We start from the raw sequence: 17,123 nt of genomic DNA on the forward strand, positions 1-17,123 counted from the left end.
ATCATCCTCCTATGGTCTGAACTGCAATTGCCTCTTTGATAGGCGCGAGTTGTATGGTTCTGCGTACTTTATGTATCAACGTCTCTGATGTTGCTTCATCGGTTAAACGGGGAAAGCGACCGAGAACCTTTAGACCGCTGTATTGTTCAATGAGTTGTGCATTTGTAGCCACACTTGGATCATCATGGGGTTCCGTTGACTCCCCGTCATTCAATATGACGCCAACAATTGGAACCCCACGATCCCGAAGAAATGAAGCAGTCAGAAGTGTATGATTAATTGTTCCTAGGCCAGAACGGGCGACAATTAATGCAGGCACCCGAAGCTCCGAGATTAAGTCCACTATGAGAGCGTCATCGGTTAGCGGGACAGCGACGCCTCCTGCGCCTTCGATGAGTAATGCCTCGAAACGTCTAGTCAGCGGTAGACCTGCGGCGATAATCTCCTGTAACGTAAGATCTACCCCAGCTTGTCTGGCGGCGAGCATTGGTGTAAGTGGAGCTTCAAAGGTAAAGGGTGCGACTGCTTCGGGCCGTTCATTAATTCCCGTGCTTTTCAGCAGCCGTTCAGCATCGGTAAGTCCGCTTCCAAGAGATGCACCCGACTGAATCGGTTTCCAAACACCGGCATTCAACCCTTCGGCTCGGAGCGTAGCGGTAATGGCAGCTGTTATAACCGTCTTCCCGATGCCGGTGTCTGTACCTGTCACAAATAATCCACGTAGCGTTTCATTGTTCGCTTTGTTCATGTAACCGGACCACCTTCAGTGACTTGAGATATGGATTCCGCCAAAATATCTATCATGGCACCAAGTTCAGCCTCACTACTGGCAAGCGGAGGGATGAAGACGATAACATTGCCGAGCGGTCTTGTTAACATTCCGAGTTCTCTGGCCCGCAAGCTTGTCCGAACGCCAACTCGCTCTGCCCAATCGTACGGCTCACGTGATCTTTTATCGCGTACGAGCTCGATTCCGATCATTAGTCCCTTTTGCCGGATTTCTCCGACGTGCGGATAATCCTTGAGTGCTGCCAGCTTTTGTTCAACAAATGATGCCTTTGTTCTCACTTCCTCGATCATATTGCGCTCTTCAAACAGTTTCAAACTGGCCAAAGCAACGGCACAGCCGAGTGGGTTCCCAGTGAAGGAATGACCGTGGAAAAACGTTTTCTGCTCTTGGTAATCAGCATAAAATGCTTCGTACACTTCGTCAGTCGCAAGCGTCGCTGCCACAGGCAAATAACCACCAGTCAACCCTTTCCCGATCACCAGCAAATCAGGTGAAATATCTTCGAGATCACAAGCGAACATAGCCCCTGTCCGGCCGAAACCAGTCGCCACTTCGTCAGCGATGAGCAGCACGCCATACTTCCGGCACAGATTAGCCATTTGGCTTAAACAGCCTGGTGGCATGACTATGATTCCACTAGCTCCTTGCACGATCGGCTCCACGATGAGCGCCGCAATCTCATCCGCCCGAGTCTCGAGCAAATGACGCAGTGCGGTCAGTGTATCTTCCATTGCCTTCGTCTCACCGCCCTCATGACGATAAGCGTAGGGATATGGAATGACGTGGGAAGGAAACAGCATCGGGCGAAACACATCATGGTACAGAGGGATCGCCCCGACACTCACTGCTCCAACTGTATCTCCGTGGTACGCCTGATTCATCGTGATAAACTTCGTTTTACCCCGTACTCCCTTGTTATGCCAGTATTGAAAAGCCATTTTGATCGCGATCTCGACACCGGTTGCGCCTGAATCTGAGTAAAACACTTTGTTTAATCCTTCCGGAGTGATCTCCACCAACTTTTCTGCAAGCTCGATTGCTGGTACATTGGCCATGCCGAGAAGGGTAGAATGAGCGACTCGCCCCAATTGTTCCGTGATTGCCTGATTTAGCTCCGGCACGTTATGTCCATGTACGTTGAGCCAAACGGATGAGAAACCGTCATAATAAGCACGTCCTTGGACGTCATAGAGCATGATGCCTTCGCCGCGTTCAATAATGAGTGGATCAGAGTTATCGTAATCTTTCATTTGCGTAAAGGGATGCCATAAGTGATCCTTGTTCATAGCAGCAAGACGTTCGTAATCCGTTATCAAAGATTATCACCATCCGTTGTTTATTTAATTGTAAACCAAATTAATTATATAGGTTCACAATCGGATTTGGTAATTCTAGCAGACAGAAACGCCCCTGTAAAGAAAATTAAAATTGTAAGTTTGAAGATTGACATCACGAAAACTAAGGGAGAACGCGGAAACGTGGTACCTTAAAGACTCAGGTGAAAACATCACCTCAGATATGAAAACAAAGAAAAAAGCCGCTAAATTAGCGACTTTTATTATTTATTCAAATTCATTCCCTCGTCCAAACGCTGGCATGTTTTTTGGCAAAATCCATAAAAGATACAGGCGCTTTGCCGGTGACCTTTAATACCGAATCGGTGGTTAAATCCTCTGTCCCCTCCTCACGAATTCTGCGGTCAAGTTCGGTCATGAACGCCGCATACTCTTTGCCTAGTCCTAACGCTAACCAGCTACGGGTGAGTTCATGATCTTCGATAGATGTATGCTTTATAATTCTTCCCGTTACATGGCTTATGATTTGACTGACCTCATCATATGAGAGAGAATCCGGTCCGGTAATCACATGCTCCGTATTATGGGCATGACCATCAATAAGTGCTCTTACCGCAACTTCGGCGATATCTTCCGCGGTAACAAAACCAATCTTCCCTTGTCCTGCAGCGCTTATAATCAGATCCTGATTCGAAATGGTCGCTGTGTGCTGACCTTCGGTGAAATTCTGCATGAAATAGGATGGTCTGAGAACTGTCCACTCCGGAGCCAGCTCCTTCAACAATTGATGAACCGGACCAAAGACGGGTCCGTTCTCTGAAATGGATGCACTGCTAAGTAGCACAAATCGACGAACGCCCTTTTCCAGTGCCAACTCAATAAATGGTTTCATGACTTTAATAGGTTCAGGGTCGCCTATTGGTGCAACCAAATAAACGCGTTCTATATCTTTCAATACCGGGAGAAATGTGGAACTGTCGTACCAGTCGAAATGGACTTCATTTTCCGGGTTTGTAATCAACTGAGCGTTTCTAAGAGTAGTCGTATAAGAATATCCCTGTTGTTCCAGTCGCTCTGCAATTCTTGTACCTGTCTTCCCTCTTCCGCCTGTTATGAGGATTTTTCGCTGATTTTTCATCTAGAATGCATCTCCTTTTTCAGACCATTTAGTCCGATATGTTCAAAAAATATAAACGCAAAATCACTCATCAGACTATTCAGTCTAAAATAAATAAAATAATAATGAAGCTCTCCTCCTTTGATCACATCATTATCATACTCATTTCGGATCGATCAGTCAAGAAAGGATATCAAATTAACAAAAACACAGCAATTGCATGAGACGTATCTCTTACAATTGCTGTGTTATCTTTTTAATAGTTTTGGAGAATAGTCTTATTCTTCTCAAAGAAACGGGCGTTATGAGACGAAACACCAGCCATATCTGAGGCTGTCGGTTCCATGTATAGTTTTGCGCTGTTCACCGCTAAGACCGCATCATTAAAGGCACCTGCAATCAAGCGGACCTTGCTGCCGTAAGTGATACAATCACCGGCCCCGAATATCCCCGGGATGCTGGTTCGCATCCGCGGATCTACAGTCATCCCGTAATCTTCCTTGGCTAAGCCCCAATTCAATAATTCGCCAAAATCACGATCAAACCCATGACTCACTACCACTTCATCGACATCAAGGTGTTCAATTGCACCAGTCTCTGCATGTTCGAGAGCAACCTTTTCTATTTTATCCCCTACTCCATGTAAGCGAGAAATACTATAGGGTGTCATCACCGTCGCACTGGCCTTCATTTCTGCAACAGGGAGTTCGTGTGCCGTGAATTGATCCCGTCTGTGGGCAACGGTGACATGCTTAGTCCATTTTGCAATCTCGTTGGCCCAGTCAACGGCAGAATCCCCTCCGCCCGAAATAAGAACACGCTTATCTTTAAATCTCGACAAATCCGTAATCGTATAGTGAAGATTCGTTAATTCATAACGGTTCGCACCTTCAACATCCAGCTTTTGAACTTGAGTCATGCCCCGACCAGCACATAATATTAGTGTACGAGAATAATGACGTTCCCCCGATTTAGCTGTGATTACAAGAGTATTATCAGCAAGTCGTTCCAGATGAGCAATTTCTTGGCCAAAAATAATCGTTGGGTCAAAGGTTCTGGCTTGTCTTTCTAAAGAATCTATTAATTGTTCACAAGGTATCGGATCGACTCCGCCAACATCCCACACCAGCTTCTCGGGATAGGTCCGCATAAAGCCGCCCAATTCCGTTTTGGCTTCGATAATTTTGGTACGCATGGCTCTCATCCCGCTGTAGAAAGTCGCATACATTCCTGCCGGACCACCGCCGATAATCGTAACATCATATACATCCATTTCGTGTGTACTCATTAAGGCACCAGCTTTTCTACAATATAGTCAATTAACATACCTGTTCCGATCGGACCCTTAGCTTGAATATAATCATTGGTGCGCAATGGGAATACTTGATTATTTTTAACTGCACTCAGGCCTTTCCACAGAGGATTGTCTTCTAATTCCCCTAAGGATTGTGTGCTATCGTAGTCCACCATACTTCTTGTTTCTAGGAAAATATAATCCGGTTTGATTTCCGGTAAAATTTCTAATGAAAACTGTGTGAACCATACGTCTGAATCCTTAGTGACTTCGGGACTTTTCAGCCCAAGCGTCTGATAAAAAAATCTACTGACATCATCATCCGCCTTTGGCCCTAAATAGCGGTACCGGGTAGGCTCAACTCGAAGTACAAGTACCGTTTTATCGCCAATCGCTTGATGAATTTTATCTTTAGCCTCACTCGCTTTCTGGTCTAAAGCGGTTAATACTTTGTCTACTTCGGCTTCTTTATCGAAAAGCACTCCCAGCTCTTTCATGGCCTCATGTACCCCGACACCTGCCTTTATAGCAACGGTGGGTGCAATTTTTGACAACTCATCATACACTTTGGTTTCCATACCTTCCCCTGACGTAAGAATCATATCCGGTGATAAGCTCAGCAACTGCTCAAAGTTATATTCATATTGCGCTTGCGAGATCGTTTTTACCCCGTGTTTTTCTAAATAGGGGGTTCGGTAATCAGGCTCAATCTCAGGAACAACTACGGCTAACTGTGGAGTTATACCCATCTCAATTAGATCCTCTGCATAGCTTGAGCTTGTGACAAGCAGGTTCTTGGGATGGGCCGGAATCGTCACCTCACCAAAAATATCAGTTACAACCCTTGTTTCGCTATGATTTGCCGGCGTTTCCGCAGACACCTCTTCTTTCTTACTGGATTCGTTGGAACATGCAGCTAAAACAACAACCATTAGCGCTGTTCCAAGCAACTTGGACAATCTTCCTGCCATTATGTACTCGCCCCTTTATTTATTGATAATAATTATCATTATCAAAGATTATCAAATAGAGAGCCTTCCTTCCATAGCGAATGGTGCGATTTCAAATGGATTATTGTGCTACATCCTGGTTATGATTTTTCAAACTGCTAACCACTTGATCAATAATTATGTTCTGGCCAATGACTCCACAGCCATCCACCCACAGACTTGTATCAATGTAGAAAACATGACCGTCCTTTACCGCCCTTAAATCCCTCCACTGCTGGCCTTCTCTTAGTTTCTCCATATTTTCGTCTGCATTAAAATACTCCATCATACGTTTCTCCACAAATAAATAAGCCGGATCGGCTGCAGATAATTGATCGATTGTACAAGGGTTAAACCAACCCTCTCCTGCCATTAGAGACTCGGGAAGCGCCAGCCCTAATCTCTGATACAGCAGCTGTGACACGCCACTGGAGTTGCCGCCCAAATATCGATATCCGAACGGTTCTACTCGCAAGACCATTACTGTGGCCTCAGATTCAATGATTGAGCTTAATTGTTGCCTTGCAGCATTTACTTTGTTGTCCATTTGTACCTGAAGAGCGTTAGCTTCTTCTTGTTTATGAAACCAAACACCAAACTGTTGGAGCAGGATTTCTACATCATTGGTCAGACCGGTTAGGATTGGAGCGACCCCGCGCAACTTCTTCTTAATATCTTCTGTTATGAAATGCCCCATAATGATCTCAGGCTGCTCTTGCTGAATGAATTCTATATTAGTCTCATATTGGGGAACTTCCAGCAGTTTTACCCCATGCTTTTCAAATAGCTCTTGTTGATGCTGAGGTATTAGTAAAGGTGTTACCATTACAGCCTGGGGAATGATCCCTAATGAGATTAGAACCTCGGCACAGAGTGCTGAGATTGATAATACCTTCCGCTCGCCCAAATGCTGAACATAATTCCTTGGTGACATGCCTGCAAATTGTTTGAAGCGACGGCTGAAATAATGTACATCTTCAAATCCTATCTTTTTGGCAATATCTTGTGAACTGGCTGACGTTAATAGCAACTCTTCCTGGGCACGATGGATTCTGTAATTTGCCAGGTAGTCTAAAGGAGGCTTGCCACACAATTCACCAAATTTGCGAGAATAATGCCACTGACTGACACCTGCGATCTGTGCTAGTTCTTCGCGAGTAATCGTCTCATGATAATGCTCCTGCATATAAGCAATCGAACGCAGAATTCCTTCTTCTGTTGTGTGCTGATCACTCGTTGGTTTAAGATATAAGCTTTTCAATAATCCATATAAAAAAGCCTGATGCTCTACAAGCTGCTCAGATGCTCCCATAGACTGCTGTGTATTTAAAGAATCACTTATGCTCGTTAAAAAACCACCGGTCAGCTGCACAATCTGGTATGTATTTCCTAACGGTACATGCCAATCTGCTTTCACTACTGTTCCTTCTGCTTTCAGAATGGACCAAGTATGAAATTGGATATGCCAGCCTGCTAAATCCAGGTTTCCGCCCTCTAATACCTCAACGAAAGAGTTCTCTTCAATGGCGATGAAATGACCAAAGGCTACATGAACATGCTGCCCGTTAATATTCCAAACCGCTTGGCCATCTGTGATCACGATTAATGTATGGGATGTACAATAATTAATTTCACCAGCAGTCATCCATTTCTCTGACAACAATGTAGTCGACTCCCATTGAGCGATCCATGGTCTTACATTGGGTTGATGCGTTTCTGTCCAACTCAAGATGTTCTAACCCCCTTATAGCCTTTAACAATCCATAACGCGCCCTTTTGTCCACATTACAGTGCAGAGACTTTCATTCTACACGAAATTACCATGACCTTGTAGTCGAAGCTGGACGTATAAAAATACCCCCAAATGCTAAGCATTGGAGGTGTTCATTATTTCTATGAGGCAGAAAAGAGTACAATAGCTCTTTTGCGCTTACTGTGGATGCGGAAGACTTAACTGCCAAGATACCCCGAACCGATCGGCGGTCCAGCCGAATTTTTGACTGAATGGGTACGCGCCTAGTGGCATTAGGATTTGTCCACCTTCCGACAGCTCGGCAAAGATCCGGTCAATCTCTTCTTCGGAATCACAGGTGACGAACAGGGAGATCGCAGGTGTGAACGTAAAAGCATGCTTGACATGGCTGTCGATACACATATAGACTTGACCGTTTAACGAAAAGGAGGCCTGTACTACGCTTCCTTCAGCACCAGACTCATTGGGCCCGTAACGCTTGATGCTGATGATTTCAGAGTTTTCAAACAAGGAGATATAGAAATTCATCGCCTCTTCGGCCTGTCCTTCGAACATTAGAAATGTGGCAATTTTTTGTGATACTTGTCCCATGCGTAATCAACTCCCGTAACTATTTTAAAATGTACTATTCTTATTTTAGAGGAGTTAGAAGAGAATTGCTACAACCCTCAACTCGGTTTGGTTACCATCCTTATTCCTTCTCTGCTGGAGGAAAAACATTTCTCTCGTATACCTTTAACCGGGCATATACCGTTTGCAGAATAGGGTGATCGCCTTGATCTGGAGCGGCCAATGCCAGAAGGAAACCATGCAGATGATCGGCTTCGATCGGCAGCCTCTTCTGCATATCCCGCTGCATCGATGACATCATTGATGGCTGCATGGAAATCATAGTTTGCAAGGTGGTGGACTCCAGATCTGGATCTACCGGCATTCCGGCACTACGGGCAATGGTGACAATTTCCTTGAGCAGCAGCGAGTATACCGACATGGCTTCAGGTGTTTGAAGAATCGGCCCCACTGGAGACTCCATGAATGTAGTTATGCCGCTAAAGCTTGCGATGAATACATATTTCTGCCAGACTACACGCTGAATATCCTCGGATAGAACGACTGTGAATCCCGCACCATCCAGGTGACTAAACAGCTGCTGAGACCGCTCTGATACCCCGCCTGTCCATTCTCCAAATACAATACGGTGAAACGGACTGCTCTGAATGATTGTCCCTTCCTCATCTAGCGTCGATTCAATATAACAAAGACCACCAAGTACTTTCTCACGGCCAAAATGGTTGCTTAACGCACTGAAATGGTCGTAACCGTTAAGGAGCGGAAGAATTAATGTATGTTCTCCCATGTAAGGGGCAAGATCACTCAGTAGGTCCGGCAAATGGTAGGCTTTAACTGACAGGAGGATGCAATCAAATGGCTCCGCCTGATCTCCATATGTAATCGTACGGATCGGGGTATGAAAATCCCCATGGACACTTTTAACCTGCAGCCCGTGATCTGCCAATTGACACTGCTTGGACGGGCGAACGAGAAACGTAACATCTTCTCCTTTTTGAACAAGACGACCACCGAAGTAACCGCCAATTGCACCTGCACCTACAACCAGAAAACGCATGTTTGTCATCAAAATTCAATCCTCTCTATAACCTTATTGGGATAAATAAAAAGACCTCTTAGCAAATCTGCTAAACAGGTCCGATCGGCAAAAAAAAGAGTCAAGTTTTGACCGTTCTTTTGTCTCGGTCCTTGCGGATCAGAGCAAAATCCAACGAGTTCACCTCCATGGCTTCGCGTGAAGAGCTATTCAAATACTGCAATTACTAAGGAGCACCATTCGACCTGGTCGATACAGCCTCCTTCGTGAGTATAACAGAGTTGGCTATACCTGCATATCCTCTCAAACAGTCAGAAGAGCTTTATGAATCAATCATGCGATCATTATCTGGAATTGGAGTGGAACCCTGAGGCGGCGTTTTAATCCAAAGCTTCGAGAGATCCAGAAAACCAAAGGTACTGGTGTGTAATCCATATAAACTTTGATCGAACAGGGCCCTCTTGTTAAGATGGCATCCGTAAAGCACCCAGACATTGTCACGCAGAATGCTCTCTGCTTGATTCAGCAGCCTGGCCCTATCAACTTCATTCTGCTGCGCAAAATCCTCCAAGCTCCGGTCGATAACATCAAGCTGGCTCTTGAGCAGAAGTATGCGCAAGTAATTGGACTCGTTCTTAAAGTAGGTAATCATTCCCCACTGCCAATCCTCTTCCAGGATCTCTTCACCCAATATCAATTCCGCATGATTTGTAACCTCTTCGGCATTATGTTTCTCAAGCGGGTGAAACTTAAGCGTTATTCCCACCGCGGCACAACGATGCTGCAGCCACTGCGCTTCTTCGCTTTCTTCTTTTTTAGATATAAAAGCAACTGTAATTGCTTCTCCGTCATATCCGCAAGCCTGCAGCAGCTCTTTGATCTGCTCTGCTGAATCGGTTGTATTCTCCCAATTCCTCTCTCTGCTATTCCAGGGCAATAAGCTGTCTGCCGGGGTCAATCGACTGCCTCCAAGCTCTTTGATTACAGCTGTCCGGTCATAAATCAGCCGCAAGGCCTGCCGAAACTTAAGCTGATGATGTATGCCTTTCTTACGAAAGTTGAACAGAATATATCGGCAGCCTAGCGCAGGATAATCAATTCGGTTATTGCAGTCATGACGGTTTTCCCGCTCCTTCAGCAGCTGATCCGGCAGCTCATATTGCCGTTCAGGCGCAACGTCATGGAGCAAAAACCAGATTTCTACCCGGTCGAGCAGCGCACGCAGACCATAATATTGGTCAAATGCCTCCAGCACAAGAACATTCTCATTCAGTTCCTTGACCCGGTAAGGTCCGGAGCCGACAAATGCTGTACTGAAATCCACGTCATAAGGCACAATGGACATATGAATATTGCTGAACAAATGCAAAATAAACAAATTCGGCCGGCTCAAATGAAAATGAACACAATATTCTCCTTGCATCTCAGCACTAATAATATCGTTATAAAACCAAAGCGAGGGACTATGCAAATTTCGCAAACGTTCTAACGACGCGATAATATCTTTGGCGGTCATGATCCGCCCATGATGAAAACGGACCCCTTTACGAAGATAAAAGACCCAGTGTGTATGATCCTCGTTGCTCTCCCACATATGCGCCAAGCCCGGCAAAAAGCGGTTGTTAGCCGTTTCATAGATCACTAACGTGCTGCAAATTTGGCTTAGCAAATAGGATTCAAACGCAGAATAGACAAATGCAGGGTCCAACTTATCCAAGGCCCTATTTCGAACCATCCGCAGCACATCCTGTCCCGAAGTGGACTCCGGCTCATGCTGAAAACCAAGATGTTTGTTAAGTTCGTTCAGCAGACGAATCTTGAACGGCTCATCTCCGGTGGCATTGCCCAGCAACACGGTAGCTTCTTTTATTTTCCCCTTACGAAGTAATTCCTGAAAGCTGTTCTCCAGTATCTCCTCTTTACTCTGCAGGAAGGTAAGCTGGGACATGTTGCCTCTCCCTCTGCCCGCCTGCCAATAAATCATTCCTTTCTCTTCAAGCTTCCGGAGGATGAATTTCACATTACGGGAGGTGCAGCAGAGGATCTCACTAAGTTCTTCGATACTTACAGGAAGCGGCTCATGTAGCCGAAAAGCAGGATTCAAGGATTCTGCCATATTCAAATAATGCAATATAGCCTGATTGTACATAACGGCCTCCCTATTTTCCGGAAAAGGTGAAAAGATGAAAGAATATCTTACACTTTTACTTCCCCCTTTAGTCTGTACAATTATAAATAAACATTTATGAAAGATACAGAAAATTTACAGCGAATTAGGAGAAACAGCTATGAAACAGCATTTGCAGCAAATTCATCCCTTAGCCTGGACCATCATTGTGGGCACAATGTTCGGTCGTTTAGTCACTTCCATGAGTATTCCCTTTCTATCCATTTATCTAGTCCAAGTGCTCGGCGCCTCCCCTACGCAAACTGGTATTACGGTTGCCGTCAGCTCATTTGCAGGGATTCTGATCAGCTTCTACGGCGGCTACATTTCTGATAAAATCGGGCGGAAGGTCATCATGCTGATTTCCGTCTTTAGCTGGGCGGGCGTCTTTTTTGGCTTCGCGGCAGCACAAGAACTATGGGTCTTCTTTCTCGTTAATATGCTTAACGGAATCTGTCGCGCAGTCTTTGAACCCAGCTCGCGCGCATTGTTATCAGATGTTACTCCGGCTAAACACAAACTGCTTGTCTTTAATCTGAGATATGCTGCAATCAATCTGGGGGTCGTATTCGGACCGATTATCGGCCTGCAGCTCGGCTCGGTACAATCCAAGTTTCCCTTTATCGTTGCCGGGATCGTCTACATTGTCTATGGACTGGTCATCTTTCTCCAGTTCACTTTACACCGCTCAGCTCTGCCTGTTCACAACGATGTCACGACACCACGTCTTCGGGAAGCCTTAACCACGACAGGGAAGGATGGCGTATTCGTGTCGGTACTCATTGGTACGATCTTTTGCATCATGGCTTATGGACTTTTTGATTCCACGCTAGCGCAGTATCTAACCATGAACACGCACTTCTCTAATGGCAAGCAGCTGTTCTCATATATGCTATCGCTGAACGCAGTAACCGTATTGGTCATGCAATATCCTGTTGTGCGAATCGCCCGCAGATTCTCGCCCCTGGTCCCGTTGATCCTGGGGAATGCTCTTCTTGCGTGCAGTATGATGCTCTTCGGCTTAGCTGGAGGCATTGGCTTGATGAGCTTTAGTGTTGTACTATTTACAATCGGTGAAGTACTGCTCGCCTCGATGATGGATATGCTGATCGACCGGATCTCTAAACCTGAATTAAAAGGCACCTACTTTGGCGTTATCGGGTTTAACAACTTGGGAAACGTTATAGCCCCGGTTATAGGTGGTCTTCTGCTCGATGAGTTCGGCATGCAGAAAGGCCCTGCCGTCTTTCTCCCGCTGGGATTAATCATAGCTCTCGGCATCCCCTTCCTGCTCATCGCTAAGAAAAAGCTTGCGGCCAGAGAGCGAGATGCTGTGCAGGCGAGGGAGCACATGGATATAGCTTAATTGCATGTTCAAAAAACGGACAAGACCTGGTAAAGAGACGATATCTCTTAGCCGGGTCTTTATTTTAGCGTATAGGGGGAGCGTGAAGTGCAAAGTAATTCTAAGAACGATTAATGCGGGTGGGTCAATGGATGGAATTACTCTTTATAAGACTAAATGTTAGGACGTATTTGAAAGCATTTGAAATCATTCGAAAGGTAACAATAGGAATTCTTATTGTTCAAATCACGTTAGTTAACATAATATTATTTCCGTAAACTATTATGTATACTGTCTGAACATAGTGGAGATTCGTTCTTTGACAAACTCCCTAAGAACTGCAGGCTCAACCATTTCAGCGTAGCTTATTAGCTTCAGTGCTGTGTTACATGCGGACTCATAGTCGTACATATTCACGGTAAGCAGCTGTTGTTCCCCCTCTTCAACCACGCTTATGATCTCTAGATTCCCGAGTGCTTGAACATGCTGTAGATCAACTTTGAGTAAAATTTCATACTGCTCCGCCTACCTTCAGCGCCACGAAAAACTTAGAGTTCTAAGTGAAGATGGATCTTGGTTACCTTTTTCCATGGTTTTGTTGATAGAAAATGATAGGCGCATGTATTTATGTCAAAGTAGCTAAGTGAAGGGATTCTTTTGATTTTGCTAATGTGAATTTTTCATATGTTGAAATCGCAGAATTTACAGAAGTCTCTTTACTGATTAGTGGATTCTGTGGTTGGTTTATTGGGGTATTGGGTTGTTTAATTGTTTTGTTGTTTTTCGTTACTTCAGTTAGTTCACTTGATTAATTAGTTGCTTGTTCGTTATTCACACCCTTAATTAATTGTTAACGTTGTTAATAAAAAGTTCACAAGTTAACTTAATTATTATTATGTTAACTATATTTCTCTCTCCTTCTCTTTCCACCAAAAAAGCATCGTTTACCCAAAGAGGTATACAATGCTTTTAACAGGCTGATCAAGTATATACCAGCTTACTCCAATAGTGGTTAGCTAGAACATACTGTGTCCAATGCCCTCTTTATTTTCTGGACAATAAAAAGTTCATATCGTAAATCCAATCTCTTTTGTAATTAACCTGGAAACTAAATTTAGAACTTATCCTGAACTTACCGAGAACTGAAGTGACGCACACAATATGGGGCTGACACACAAGTTTAGGGAATCAGAACGCCCATGCCTTCACTCGATTGCCTGTGCTGCTATAGTTGTTATACTTGCTATTTTTCTATAGTTCCTATAGTTGCTATGCCGTCGTTTTTCTTCGTGTAACATTTATTTTTCCAAAGTTCTCCTGAGTCTACACAGTGTTTAAATAGCGGCATTTTTGTACCTTATATTGATGATTTTAGCGTGAAAAAGGGAATTAGGAGCATTATTGTACCTTATTTTCCTACATATCCCTCAAAAGACGATATCCCCAAAGAATTAAGGTATAAAAATGCACTTAATCGAGGTTCCCCCTTCGTTACCGCCGAATTAAGGTACAAAAATGCACTTATTTATGTATCCGCGAGGACAGAAGGGCAAACCGGTGCTGAGCCAGAAAATCCTTCCCCCGTCGTTCCAAAGATGGAACAAGTTTGGAGAGGGCACGGGTACATCTGATGACGAACGGCAGGTTTATACTAGTGTAGTAGCTTGCGAGCGTCTCAAACACCGGTGTTGCTTCTTGCTTACACAAGTTTATTTTTCGCCTGTTTGCTCAAAATCCTCACTTAACCATAACGAATATCATTAAATTGGGGCAAAAAACTAACGTTGATGTAGAGCGTGATTCAGTGATTTCTTAGTGCTGTAGAGCTTTTAATTGCCTATTACTTTATAGTATTAATATTTAATGTACTGAAATATTGACTGGGATTGCCTTGCCTCGGATTAAAGCGCTCCTGAAAAGCCCCATCGGTATAGCTACCGATCACGCGGTGCCAAAAATTACGGGCCGGAATATTGGCACGGACCTGCGACACCTTCCAGTCACCTGGGAACATGTCAAACAGCTTGTGCGCAGCCCAGGTACCAACCCCGGTGCGGCGATATTTTTGCATCACAAAAAATTCGGTCATATAAAACTGCCCTTCCGTGCTGCGCAGCAACCTGTCCACCAACGCAAAGCCAGCTGTAGCACCGTTCACCGTCATCTGGTAGGCAAATTTGTTGTTCCCGCTGCTCCAATAGGCTTCAAGCCCCGGATAGGTCGGAAACAAGCCGTCACGATTCACATCAAGCTCCAGATACTGCGTAAAATCATACAAGTAGAGCTGCATCAGATTGCTGATCAGTTGTTTACGTTCCTTGGGAACCAGTTCAATTCCAAGTTCCATGAGGTTCACCCCTGCAAGTCGCTTTTTTATAACCCATCATATAACTTTGTCTCCCTTGGAGCAAGGTACCCTCCCCTGTAACCCCCTGCACTTCGGGCCAAGCCAGGAAAAACATGTTAAGATAGAGTAAAGTTAACCCGATGGAATACATACAAGAAGGTGATATTGATGAGCATTCAAAAGACCAACGACCGCAAACATCTAGACCTGAAGCTGCCGCTCATGCCCTGGTTCGTGCAGCAGTTTATCGATTATAAACGGCCTGACCTCTCTCCCTCCACCCTGCTGGAGTATATCCGGGATTATGAGTCTTTTTTCAATTGGCTGCGTGCAGAGGGTTTGTCCCTTGCCGACAATAATACCGGAATAACACTGCTAGAACTGGAGACGCTGCATATGGACAGCATTATCGGCTACCGGCTCCATCTCACGACTCGTGCGGAGAGTACGAATAGTAAAGTCACTGTCTCCCGCAAGCTCTCCTCTCTTCGCTCTCTGTTTCATTATTTGAGCCAGATTGCTGAAGATGAGAATTTCTACCCCCTCCTCAAACGCAATATCATGGCCAAGGTGGAGATCAAACGTATCCACAAGCCTAAGGATACGGCAGCCAAATTGAAGGGTAAAATTTTGGAGGAAGAAGAGCTTCTCGAGTTCGTCGGCTACATTTATGAGGGGTACGGGCGTGATGTTGAGGGTAACAAGCAAGCGTATTATTCTTTTCAAATCAATCGGGAACGGGATGCCTGCATCGCCAGTCTGATTCTCAACTCCGGTCTGCGTGTATCAGAGGTCGTCAATCTCAACGTGGACGATCTGGATCTGAACAATAAAATGCTATATGTATATCGCAAGGGTCACAATGATGAAACCTTTAAAACCCCGGTCTATTTCCGGGAACAAGCCAAAGATGATCTCACCCATTATCTCGGCCTGCGCTCCTCGCGGTATAAGACTCCTAAGCGGGAAAAAGCGCTCTTCATCGCTCTCCCGAACGGCAGCCAGGAGGGCAAACGGATGACCAAGCGAGCTATGCAGGAAATGATCATCAAATACGCCAAGCGTTTTGGCAAGCCTTATCTGACGGTTCATAAACTGCGTCATTCTTTCGCAACCGACTATTATTTGCAGAATGATATCTATAAGACCAAAGAGCAGCTTGGACACGCCTCTACGGAGACCACAGAGGTCTACGCCCATCTGACCGATAAAACGATGTCTGAAGCGATTGAGCGGCGTCTGGAGTCCTAATTTGTCTCCCCCTCGGCGGCTCTGCCCTATCTAATAACTGGGCTGGAGCCGCTGCTTTTGTGACGGGGGGGTTATGGACGTGTCGGAGATACGGCCGTGTGGTTAATTTCAAATTTTCTATTGTGAATTTTTCATATGTTGATATTTGGTAAATAAAGAGCGAAGTTGGAGCATTATTCTTCGTCACCGTTCGTTCAGCGTTCGTTCTTTTTCTGTAAAAAAAAACGGATACATCCTCCAAAGAAGGTTTGTATCCGTTTTCATTGTAATTTATCGTTAATCGTTAAAGCACGTGTTATAGATACCTAGTAGATTTCGTAGCCCGCTTGAGCCGTTCTATCTCCTGATCAGACAGCTTCTCCTTACCAAGCAAATGATTATATACTTGTTTCGTCGTAAACTCAGGCGTTACATTCACTTTCTTTTCTGTGAGGTCTGAATCCCAGATCGAACCGATAGTCGCACCTTTTAGCATTGATTTACCAATATCTTTTAAAGAGGTGATCGTCTGTTTCTCATCCTTCATCGTGATTCCCTCCTGTGAAATTAATTGCCTTGCTACTTTAGTATTACGACTGTTATGTAAAAAAGGTACATCAAAACGCTGGTAAAATCAACTAATTCCACCCATAACTAGAGAACCAGCGGCCATCCTTATGGTCTTTCAGCGCTTGTCCAATAAAAGGGATGAGGTTGTCAGGAAGATCATCCATAGAGAACCAGCACATATGATCACATTTATTGGGCTCGGCATTTCGGATCTCTCCCACCCAGCGCTCAGTAATAAAGAAAAAATCCACCCGCTCGTTAGCAGCTTTGATGTGCATAACACCAGTCATCTCCAGATCATCCGGCTGAATCACAACGCCACATTCTTCTCTGACTTCCCGTATAGCGGCCATTTTCACTTCTTCGCCTCCGTCAAGCTTTCCTCCCGGGGGGCCATACCTTCCATCCTCATGACCAGTGTTACAACGGCGCATTAATAGTACTTTCGCATCCCTAACTAGAAACACATGCGCTACACTCACCAGTCCAAATTGACTCACCATTAATCCTCCAATATGTAAAGTGAAGTGGGGAAAATAGCAACCACGAACATACGTTCTTAATACAAGAATACCACACTTTTAGTTCAGTTACATCCATTTTTAAAAAGAATATCTTCG

The 17,123-nt window shown here is 44.8% G+C and carries 14 protein-coding genes; 2 read left to right on the plus strand and 12 right to left on the minus strand.

Going from position 1 to position 17,123, the window contains the following annotated elements:
• Window position 1: 1 nt before the first annotated feature.
• The 9 genes from bioD to ACFRAM_RS00730 all read right to left on the minus strand — a co-directional run bounded on the left by bioD (window position 2) and on the right by ACFRAM_RS00730 (window position 10,993).
• Window positions 2–748 carry a dethiobiotin synthase gene (gene bioD, locus ACFRAM_RS00690; RefSeq protein ID WP_379464028.1) on the minus strand — a complete coding sequence of 249 codons (747 nt, stop codon included), beginning with the start codon at window positions 746–748 and terminating at the stop codon, window positions 2–4.
• Window positions 745–2,076, minus strand: a complete 1,332-nt coding sequence (bioA, locus tag ACFRAM_RS00695; protein ID WP_379464724.1) for an adenosylmethionine--8-amino-7-oxononanoate transaminase — start codon at window positions 2,074–2,076, stop codon at window positions 745–747. Before bioA ends, bioD begins: the two co-directional genes overlap by 4 nt.
• Before the next feature lie 286 nt (window positions 2,077–2,362).
• A complete protein-coding gene (locus ACFRAM_RS00700) occupies window positions 2,363–3,223 on the minus strand; it encodes an ergot alkaloid biosynthesis protein (protein ID WP_379464030.1) in 861 nt (286 codons plus the stop codon).
• A 235-nt stretch (window positions 3,224–3,458) separates the two neighbouring features.
• The gene (locus tag ACFRAM_RS00705) at window positions 3,459–4,490 is read right to left on the minus strand and encodes an NAD(P)/FAD-dependent oxidoreductase (RefSeq protein ID WP_379464032.1); all 1,032 of its coding nucleotides are present in this window, start codon (window positions 4,488–4,490) and stop codon (window positions 3,459–3,461) included.
• Window positions 4,490–5,467: an ABC transporter substrate-binding protein gene (locus tag ACFRAM_RS00710; RefSeq protein ID WP_379464034.1), complete on the minus strand. Its 978-nt coding sequence runs from the start codon at window positions 5,465–5,467 to the stop codon at window positions 4,490–4,492. Before ACFRAM_RS00710 ends, ACFRAM_RS00705 begins: the two co-directional genes overlap by 1 nt.
• Window positions 5,468–5,567: 100 nt before the next feature.
• On the minus strand, window positions 5,568–7,214 hold the full coding sequence (locus ACFRAM_RS00715; RefSeq protein ID WP_379464036.1) for a helix-turn-helix domain-containing protein: 1,647 nt from the start codon (window positions 7,212–7,214) through the stop codon (window positions 5,568–5,570).
• 201 nt (window positions 7,215–7,415) lie between these two features.
• Window positions 7,416–7,829 (minus strand): VOC family protein, encoded by a 414-nt coding sequence (locus ACFRAM_RS00720; RefSeq protein ID WP_379464038.1) that lies wholly within the window; start codon window positions 7,827–7,829, stop codon window positions 7,416–7,418.
• Between the two features lie 100 nt (window positions 7,830–7,929).
• The gene (locus tag ACFRAM_RS00725; RefSeq protein ID WP_379464725.1) at window positions 7,930–8,865 is read right to left on the minus strand and encodes a ketopantoate reductase family protein; all 936 of its coding nucleotides are present in this window, start codon (window positions 8,863–8,865) and stop codon (window positions 7,930–7,932) included.
• 301 nt (window positions 8,866–9,166) lie between these two features.
• Window positions 9,167–10,993 (minus strand): ABC transporter substrate-binding protein, encoded by a 1,827-nt coding sequence (locus tag ACFRAM_RS00730; protein WP_379464040.1) that lies wholly within the window; start codon window positions 10,991–10,993, stop codon window positions 9,167–9,169.
• A 139-nt stretch (window positions 10,994–11,132) separates the two neighbouring features.
• Between ACFRAM_RS00730 and ACFRAM_RS00735 the strand changes: the two genes are divergently transcribed.
• The gene (locus ACFRAM_RS00735; protein ID WP_379464042.1) at window positions 11,133–12,377 is read left to right on the plus strand and encodes an MDR family MFS transporter; all 1,245 of its coding nucleotides are present in this window, start codon (window positions 11,133–11,135) and stop codon (window positions 12,375–12,377) included.
• 1,819 nt (window positions 12,378–14,196) lie between these two features.
• On the opposite strand, the gene ACFRAM_RS00740 is transcribed toward ACFRAM_RS00735, so the two are convergent.
• Entirely contained in the window at window positions 14,197–14,703 is a 507-nt protein-coding gene (locus tag ACFRAM_RS00740) for a GNAT family N-acetyltransferase (protein WP_379464044.1), read from the minus strand.
• Between the two features lie 168 nt (window positions 14,704–14,871).
• Here ACFRAM_RS00740 and xerS point away from each other — a divergent pair, with 168 nt between their 5' ends.
• Window positions 14,872–15,954, plus strand: a complete 1,083-nt coding sequence (gene xerS, locus ACFRAM_RS00745; RefSeq protein WP_379464046.1) for a tyrosine recombinase XerS — start codon at window positions 14,872–14,874, stop codon at window positions 15,952–15,954.
• A 295-nt stretch (window positions 15,955–16,249) separates the two neighbouring features.
• On the opposite strand, the gene ACFRAM_RS00750 is transcribed toward xerS, so the two are convergent.
• Window positions 16,250–16,480 (minus strand): hypothetical protein, encoded by a 231-nt coding sequence (locus ACFRAM_RS00750; RefSeq protein WP_379464048.1) that lies wholly within the window; start codon window positions 16,478–16,480, stop codon window positions 16,250–16,252.
• 91 nt (window positions 16,481–16,571) lie between these two features.
• Window positions 16,572–17,006, minus strand: a complete 435-nt coding sequence (locus ACFRAM_RS00755) for an NUDIX hydrolase (RefSeq protein ID WP_379464050.1) — start codon at window positions 17,004–17,006, stop codon at window positions 16,572–16,574.
• Window positions 17,007–17,123: the final 117 nt, after the last annotated feature.

The sequence above is a fragment of the Paenibacillus sp. NPDC056722 genome, assembly GCF_042790635.1.
GTDB lineage: Bacteria > Bacillota > Bacilli > Paenibacillales > Paenibacillaceae > Paenibacillus_AQ > Paenibacillus_AQ agri.

Bases quoted from the DNA above. Each gene is read 5' to 3' on its own strand.
- bioD (WP_379464028.1), bottom strand. From the start codon at position 748: ATGAACAAAGCGAACAATGAAACGCTACGTGGATTATTTGTGACAGGT.
- bioA (WP_379464724.1), bottom strand. From the start codon at position 2,076: ATGAACAAGGATCACTTATGGCATCCCTTTACGCAAATGAAAGATTAC.
- ACFRAM_RS00700 (WP_379464030.1), bottom strand. From the start codon at position 3,223: ATGAAAAATCAGCGAAAAATCCTCATAACAGGCGGAAGAGGGAAGACA.
- ACFRAM_RS00705 (WP_379464032.1), bottom strand. From the start codon at position 4,490: ATGAGTACACACGAAATGGATGTATATGATGTTACGATTATCGGCGGT.
- ACFRAM_RS00710 (WP_379464034.1), bottom strand. From the start codon at position 5,467: ATGGCAGGAAGATTGTCCAAGTTGCTTGGAACAGCGCTAATGGTTGTT.
- ACFRAM_RS00720 (WP_379464038.1), bottom strand. From the start codon at position 7,829: ATGGGACAAGTATCACAAAAAATTGCCACATTTCTAATGTTCGAAGGA.
- ACFRAM_RS00725 (WP_379464725.1), bottom strand. From the start codon at position 8,865: ATGCGTTTTCTGGTTGTAGGTGCAGGTGCAATTGGCGGTTACTTCGGT.
- ACFRAM_RS00730 (WP_379464040.1), bottom strand. From the start codon at position 10,993: ATGTACAATCAGGCTATATTGCATTATTTGAATATGGCAGAATCCTTG.
- ACFRAM_RS00735 (WP_379464042.1), top strand. From the start codon at position 11,133: ATGAAACAGCATTTGCAGCAAATTCATCCCTTAGCCTGGACCATCATT.
- ACFRAM_RS00740 (WP_379464044.1), bottom strand. From the start codon at position 14,703: ATGGAACTTGGAATTGAACTGGTTCCCAAGGAACGTAAACAACTGATC.
- xerS (WP_379464046.1), top strand. From the start codon at position 14,872: ATGAGCATTCAAAAGACCAACGACCGCAAACATCTAGACCTGAAGCTG.
- ACFRAM_RS00750 (WP_379464048.1), bottom strand. From the start codon at position 16,480: ATGAAGGATGAGAAACAGACGATCACCTCTTTAAAAGATATTGGTAAA.
- ACFRAM_RS00755 (WP_379464050.1), bottom strand. From the start codon at position 17,006: ATGGTGAGTCAATTTGGACTGGTGAGTGTAGCGCATGTGTTTCTAGTT.